Source organism: Streptomyces thermovulgaris (assembly GCF_002155915.1).
Classification (GTDB): Bacteria; Actinomycetota; Actinomycetes; order Streptomycetales; family Streptomycetaceae; genus Streptomyces; species Streptomyces thermovulgaris.
Map to the genome: position 1 here is coordinate 1 of NZ_MUME01000123.1, position 6,495 is coordinate 6,495.

General features: G+C 72.4%; 6 protein-coding genes. 3 read left to right on the forward strand and 3 right to left on the reverse strand.

What is annotated here, in order from left to right; all coding sequences use genetic code 11:
- The 3 genes from CCN35_RS12425 to CCN35_RS12435 all read left to right on the forward strand — a co-directional run.
- On the forward strand, positions 1-294 hold a 294-nt coding region (locus CCN35_RS12425; RefSeq protein ID WP_425444290.1), incomplete at its 5' end, for a CysS/YqeB C-terminal domain-containing protein.
- A 156-nt stretch (positions 295-450) separates the two neighbouring features.
- The gene (gene rlmB, locus CCN35_RS12430; RefSeq protein WP_067397771.1) at positions 451-1,389 is read left to right on the forward strand and encodes a 23S rRNA (guanosine(2251)-2'-O)-methyltransferase RlmB; all 939 of its coding nucleotides are present in this window, start codon (positions 451-453) and stop codon (positions 1,387-1,389) included.
- An 83-nt stretch (positions 1,390-1,472) separates the two neighbouring features.
- On the forward strand, positions 1,473-3,293 hold the full coding sequence (locus CCN35_RS12435; protein WP_086792618.1) for a DoxX family protein: 1,821 nt from the start codon (positions 1,473-1,475) through the stop codon (positions 3,291-3,293).
- Positions 3,294-3,410: 117 nt separating this feature from the next.
- Here the strand turns inward: CCN35_RS12435 and CCN35_RS12440 are convergent, their stop codons facing one another.
- The 3 genes from CCN35_RS12440 to CCN35_RS12450 all read right to left on the reverse strand — a co-directional run bounded on the left by CCN35_RS12440 (position 3,411) and on the right by CCN35_RS12450 (position 6,214).
- A complete protein-coding gene (locus CCN35_RS12440) occupies positions 3,411-4,142 on the reverse strand; it encodes a nucleotidyltransferase family protein (protein ID WP_067397769.1) in 732 nt (243 codons plus the stop codon).
- Between the two features lie 180 nt (positions 4,143-4,322).
- Positions 4,323-4,781 (reverse strand): hypothetical protein, encoded by a 459-nt coding sequence (locus CCN35_RS12445; RefSeq protein ID WP_067397768.1) that lies wholly within the window; start codon positions 4,779-4,781, stop codon positions 4,323-4,325.
- A gap of 296 nt (positions 4,782-5,077) precedes the next feature.
- Complete coding sequence (locus CCN35_RS12450; protein WP_067397767.1) at positions 5,078-6,214, reverse strand: ABC transporter ATP-binding protein; 1,137 nt, start codon at positions 6,212-6,214, stop codon at positions 5,078-5,080.
- Positions 6,215-6,495 lie beyond the last annotated feature (281 nt).

Here is a 6,495-nt window from a genome sequence, read left to right on the forward strand (position 1 = left end):
GATGACAAGGAGGCGGCGGTGGCCCGGCTGGCCGAGGTGCGGGCCATGCTCGGTGTGCTCGGTCTGGACCCGCTGGACGAGCACTGGAGCGGACAGACCGGCTCCGGTGCGGAGGGTGAGGACCTGCATCAGGTGGTGGACGCTTTGGTGCGGATGGTGCTGGAGCAGCGGGAGGCGGCCCGGGCGCGCAAGGACTGGCCCACCGCCGATGCCCTGCGTGACCGGCTCAACCAGGCCGGGGTGGTCATCGAGGACGGCCCGCACGGCCCCCGCTGGAGCCTCACCCCCCACTGACACCCACCCACCAGCACGGAAGAAGCGCCCGGGGCCGGCCGTGCCGCCCGGCCCCGGCACATGTCACAACACAGCAGACGCAGCAGACGCACGAGGCGCACAGGACGTACTCCCCGTACGGACGCCGCCTCCGACGATTCGACAGACAGGTAGGTCATGGCCGGGAACAACCGCCGCGTGTCCGGCAAGAAGGGCGCGCGGATCGGCAGCGGCGGCAAGCGACGCCGAGCCCTGGAGGGCAAGGGCCCCACGCCCCCCGCCGAGATGCGCAAGGGTCACCCCAAGCAGCGTGCCGCACAGGCCAGGGCCCGTCGCGCCCAGGCCCGCTCGCAGCGGCGCGGCGCGGGCAAGTCCGCCTCCGAGCTCGTCGTCGGCCGCAACCCGGTCGTCGAGGCGCTGCGCGAGGGCGTGCCCGCCTCCACGCTCTACGTCCAGCAGTTCATCGACAACGACGAGCGGGTCCGCGAGGCGCTCCAGCTCGCGGTCGAACGCGGAGGCATCCACCTCATGGAGGCCCCGCGTCCCGAACTCGACCGGATGACGAACGGCCTCAACCACCAGGGCCTCGTCCTCCAGGTCCCGCCCTACGAGTACGCCCACCCCGAGGACCTGATCGACGCCGCCCACGACGCGGGCGAGGACCCGCTGATCGTCGCCCTCGACGGGGTGACCGACCCGCGCAACCTCGGCGCGGTCGTCCGCTCCGTCTCCGCCTTCGGCGGGCACGGCGTGGTCGTCCCCGAGCGGCGCGCGGCCGGTATGACCGCGGGCGCCTGGAAGGCGTCCGCCGGCACGGCCGCCCGTACGCCCGTCGCCCGTGCCACCAACCTGACGCGCGCTCTGGAGGCGTACCGGAAGGCGGGTCTCATGGTCGTCGGTCTCGCCGCGGACGGCGAGGCCGAACTCGGCGAGCTGGACGTCCTGGACGGTCCCGTCGCCATCGTCGTCGGCAGCGAGGGCAAGGGTCTGTCCCGGCTGGTCGGCGAGACCTGCGACATCCGGGTGCGGATCCCGATGCCGGGCGGGGCGGAGTCGCTGAACGCCGGGGTGGCGGCCGGAATCGTGCTCTACGAGGCGGCGCGCAGGCGCGCATGACCGGGCGCCCGCACCACCCTTGACGCGATCCGGACAGATCCGACGCGTCAAGGCAGTGTCCTAACACCTCATCACTCGGTTAGATGAGTGTGGACACCAGAACACCCCGCACACCCACGGGGGACCGCTCGTCGGGATACGACGACGCTCCCGCGCTGAGCATGGTGAAGGTGCCGAGCGATCCGGCGCAGGTCATCGTCAACCATGCCAGCTTCCGCGTGGAGTTGGGCGCCTCCTCGCGGCGTACGCTGTCCCCGCGGATCGTCTGGCACCCGACCGGAGCCCAGTACGCCGCCCACACCTCCGGCACCGGCACGGCGGGGCGGTCCAGGACCGTCACCCGCCGCCCGGTCATCTGGAGCGGCCGGTCCGCACCCGACGACACCGGAGCCCACCGGCTGTTGCAGGCCGTGCGCAGCGGAAGCGTCCGTCACGCCGACGAGACCGCCGGCGGCACCACGGTCACGACGGCCACGCAGCTCGTGCCGTACACCGGCGCCACCCCGGGCTACGGCGGCGCCTCCACCGACCCCGACGAGACCGTCGAGCTCCCCGTCGTCGGCGCCCCGCGCCGGCCCGCGCCCGGCGAGACCCGGCTGCTGCCGTCCCTGCGGCCCGCGGACGGCACGTACGACACGTACGAGAAGTACGACGAGTACGGAGAGCGCGGCGAGTACGGCGAGTACGGCGAGTACGGGGAGTACGGGGAGCCGGCGTACGGCCGTGCGGGACACGGCGGCACCGGGTACGGCCGGCAGCCGTACGGGGACGGCGTCGCGGACGACCAGGACGGCGGATTCGAGGCGGAACCCGAGGCGTACGAGACGCAGGAGGAGACCGCCGGGCGCACACGCCGGTCCGGCAGGCACGCCGACGACCCCTCGCGGCACGCCTACTACCCCGGCCGCCGTATGAACCTCGGCGTCGTGCTGCTCCCCCTGCGCCTGCTGCTCGGCGGCATCTCCGTCTACGCCGGGATGAGCAAGCTCTGCGATCCGCTCTACTTCGACAGCGGCAAGCGCGGCTCCATGGCCGCATGGCTCGCCGGCCTGGACCCCTGGGGGGCCGTCGAGCCCCTGCACCGGTTCGCCCTCCACCACCCCGTCGGCTCCGGGCTCGCCGTCGCCTTCCTCCAGGTCGTCATCGGAGTCCTCACGATCCTGGGCTGCTGGCAGCGGGGCGCCGCGGCGATCGGCGCCCTGATGTCGGCCACGCTCATCGCCGCCGCCGGCTGGAGGACCGTCCCCTCCTACGACGCCTCGGACTTCATCGCCTTCGCCGCCTGGTCCTCGCTGATCATCGCCGGTGCCCCCGTCTACTCCGTCGACGGCCGTCTCGCCGCCCTCGCCTGGCGGCGGCTCGGCCCGCGCTCGGGCATCTGGGACCTGCGCCGGTTCGTGCTGCGCCGCGGCACCCTGATCACGGTCCTCGTCATCGGCCTCACCCTGCTGGTCGGCTCGCTGCTGGGCGGCGCCGTACGCGACGTCGACCACGTGGTCGTCCCCGGCCCCGACGAGGCCCCGCGCAACGAGCAGCCGGGCTCGCCGCTGCCCCCGACGCCGGGCGAGCGGCAGCAGAAGCCGCCGTCGACGCCCGCCTCGCCGTTCCGGCGGGACGACTCCTCGGCAAGCCCGTCCGACACCCCCTCCACCACCCCCGGCGAACCCCGCGGGAGCAGCAGCGCGACCAGCGGCACGCCCAGCGAGACCCAGGGCACCGGCCAGACCCCGCCGCGTCCGACCGCCCCGGCCCGCCAGGAGCCCAGCACCAGTTCGGGACCGACCTCCGGCGGCACCGCGACCGGCGGCAGCGGCGGCTCCAGCGACACCCCCAAGGGAACCGACGGCGGCGACGACGGTTCCTCCTCCGACCAGTCGGGACTGGTGGGCGGCCTGCTGGGATGACCGGCACCCGCCGGGAGCCGCATCAGAACGCCGACGGGGTCCCGCACGCTCGGACGACTCGAGCGGTGCGGGACCCCGTCGGTGTGCATCCGCGGACCGGAGCGTGGTGAGCCGGGCTCACTTGCCCAGCGCCGCCAGCTCCTTCGCGGCCTCCCTGAGATCCTTCGCGGTGTCGATGGCACGCCAGTACGCGCCCTGCGGAATCGGGAAGCCGGCCAGCCGGCGTTCACGGGCCAGATGCGGGAACGTGGTGCGCTCGTGGTCGCCGCGCTCCGGGAGCAGGGCGGCGAACCCGGGGGAGAAGACGTAGACACCCGCGTTGATCTCGAAGGTCGACGGCGGGGCCTCGATGAAGTCCGTGATGTGACCGAAGCCGTCCGTCTGCACGGCTCCCCAGGGAAGCCGCGGACGGGCCAGCGCGAGCGTGGCGACCGCGTCGCGCTCGGCGTGGAAGTCGGCCATGTCGCGCAGCGAGAACCGGGTCCAGATGTCGCCGTTGGTGGCGTACCAGGGCTTGTCCGGACGGGGGAGATGAGCGGCGGCGAACTTCAGGCCCCCGCCCCGGCCCAGGGGCTCGGCCTCCACCACGGTGGTGACCCGGACCGGCAGCTTCGTCGACTTCAGCCACGTCTGCAGCACCTCGGCGAGGTGACCGCAGGAGACCACCACATCGGTCACGCCCTCCTCGGCGAGCCACTCGAGCTGGTGACCGATGATCGGGGTGCCCGTGCCGGGGATCTCGACCATCGGCTTGGGCCGGTCGTCGGTGTAAGGACGCAGCCGCGACCCCTGGCCTCCGGCCAGGATCACGGCTTGAGTGGGGCGGGATGTCTCATTCGGATGGGTCATGCCCGAACTGTACGTGTCGGCCTCCGGGCGGGTCGGAGGGTGTCCGGCATCGGCCGGACCGGTCCCGCACGACCCGGCCGGAGGCCGGATGCGCAAGGAGGACCGAGGACGGTCCGGGCGGCTGCGCCCGGTCCCGGCACCCCGGCCCGCGGGGCGCCCCGTCCCCGGACTGCCGGGCCGTCAGTTGCCCGCGGCCTGCTGCACACCGGAGGCGAAGGCCGTGTCGCAGACCGGGCGGGCGTAGGACTGGGCGCGGGCGGGGCCGTAGATGTTGGCGGCGGCACGGCCCAGGGTGCGGGCGATGGAGGCGCAGTGCCTGGCCAGGGACGGGCGGCCGTTGACGGCCTGCTGGAGATGGGTGAGGACCACGCCCGGGTCCTTCTCCTGGAGCTCGGCCAGCAGCTGGTCGCGCAGCACGTCCTGCGGGGGGCGGGAGCCGGAGCGCCCCGGGGCGTCGGCCGCCACCGTGTCCGACGCGGTGAGCATCGAGTGCGAGGGGCTCCCCGACCAGTTGACCTGGGCGACCGCGAGGGTCCCGGAGAGCACCAGGACGACGGGCAGGACAAGGGCGAGCGAACGGCCGATCCGACGGGCGGGGCCCCGGCCGCGTCGTGCGGAGTGGGTGGTGGAGTGCTTCACGCCAGGCAGAGTAGCCCCTGGTAATGATTTGGCGACATTTGGTCACCGATTCGAGGGATGGTCCGGCCTGTCGCTCGCAATGACGTGTTGACGCACACTGCTCGAAATGTCCCCTCCGGAAGGGGGAATCCGAAGGAGGGAAAAGCGCAGGGGAAAGGGCCCCGCGGCAGTTCGCGGGGCCCTGGGCGTCAACCGGGGTGAATCACCCGGAAGTGTTCCGGTTTTTCCGGAGGTTTCCGGGGTGCCGGCCCCGGAAACGGCACGCGCCGGGGCGCGCCGGACCGGGGCGCCGTGCGTCAGTCCGACAGACGCTCGCCCGTCGAGGTCGAGAACACGTGCGTCTCGCCCGGCTGCGGCACGACGTGCAGCGTGGAGCCCTTCTCCGGGACCTGACGCCCGTTGACACGGACCACCAGGTCCTTCGGCTCGCCGCCGACCTCGGCGGTGCCGTAGACGTAGCCGTCGGCGCCGAGCTCCTCGACGACGTTCACGGAGACCGCGAGACCGGCCGGGGCGTCCTTGGCGTCCTTGGACAGCGAGGCGGCCGCGCTGCCGTTCAGCTCGATCACGTCGAAGTGCTCGGGCCGGACGCCCACCGTCACCGTGCGGTCGCCCTTGTCGACGGCGCTCTTCAGCGCCTCCCGGCTGACCGGCACCACGCTGTTGCCGAACTTCACACCGCCGTCGGTGATCGGCACCTCGACCAGGTTCATCGCCGGGGAGCCGATGAAGCCGGCCACGAACAGGTTGGCGGGCTTGTCGTACATGTTGCGCGGCGAGTCGATCTGCTGCAGCACGCCGTCCTTGAGCACCGCCACACGGTCGCCCATCGTCATGGCCTCGACCTGGTCGTGGGTGACGTAGACGGTGGTGATGCCGAGCCGGCGCTGCAGCGAGGCGATCTGCGTACGGGTGGACACACGGAGCTTGGCGTCCAGGTTGGACAGCGGCTCGTCCATGAGGAACACCTGCGGCTCGCGCACGATGGCGCGGCCCATGGCGACCCGCTGGCGCTGACCGCCGGAGAGGGCCTTCGGCTTGCGGTCCAGGTACTGGGTGAGGTCGAGGATCTTCGCGGCCTCCTCGACCTTCTTGCGGATCTCCGCCTTCGGCACGCCGGCGATCTTCAGCGCGAAGCCCATGTTGTCGGCGACCGTCATGTGCGGGTAGAGCGCGTAGTTCTGGAACACCATGGCGATGTCCCGGTCCTTCGGCGGCAGATGGGTGACGTCGCGGTCACCGATCCGGATGGCGCCGGAGTTGACCTCCTCGAGCCCCGCGAGCATCCGCAGCGAGGTGGACTTGCCGCAACCGGACGGGCCGACCAGGACGAGGAATTCACCGTCCGCGATCTCGATGTCCAACGCGTCGACGGCGGGCTTCTCGGCACCCGGGTAGATCCGGGTCGCCTTGTCGAACTGAACAGTGGCCATGGTGTATGGGCCCCCTTCTACCGGCAGGAACGTGCCGGACGATCCGTTGTAGGAAGGTGGTCGCCACTACGGGATTCCGTTGTGGTGTAGTCCACAGAGGTGAACTGGCACAGGACGGTACCTGGCGTTCACCTCATCTGTCAGTAGTCCGAGCCACGGGAATCGTGCGGAAAATGCCGGCGGGGCGGAGCGGCGGATCCGCGGACGGGTGTGCGAACGGGGGCGTGCCGGGCCGGCGGGCCCCGGTACGGGCGGGTGCGCACGGTCCCCGAAACGGGCGG

Bases quoted from the DNA above. Each gene is read 5' to 3' on its own strand.
- CCN35_RS12440 (WP_067397769.1), bottom strand. From the start codon at position 4,142: ATGACCCATCCGAATGAGACATCCCGCCCCACTCAAGCCGTGATCCTG.
- CCN35_RS12435 (WP_086792618.1), top strand. From the start codon at position 1,473: ATGAGTGTGGACACCAGAACACCCCGCACACCCACGGGGGACCGCTCG.
- rlmB (WP_067397771.1), top strand. From the start codon at position 451: ATGGCCGGGAACAACCGCCGCGTGTCCGGCAAGAAGGGCGCGCGGATC.
- CCN35_RS12450 (WP_067397767.1), bottom strand. From the start codon at position 6,214: ATGGCCACTGTTCAGTTCGACAAGGCGACCCGGATCTACCCGGGTGCC.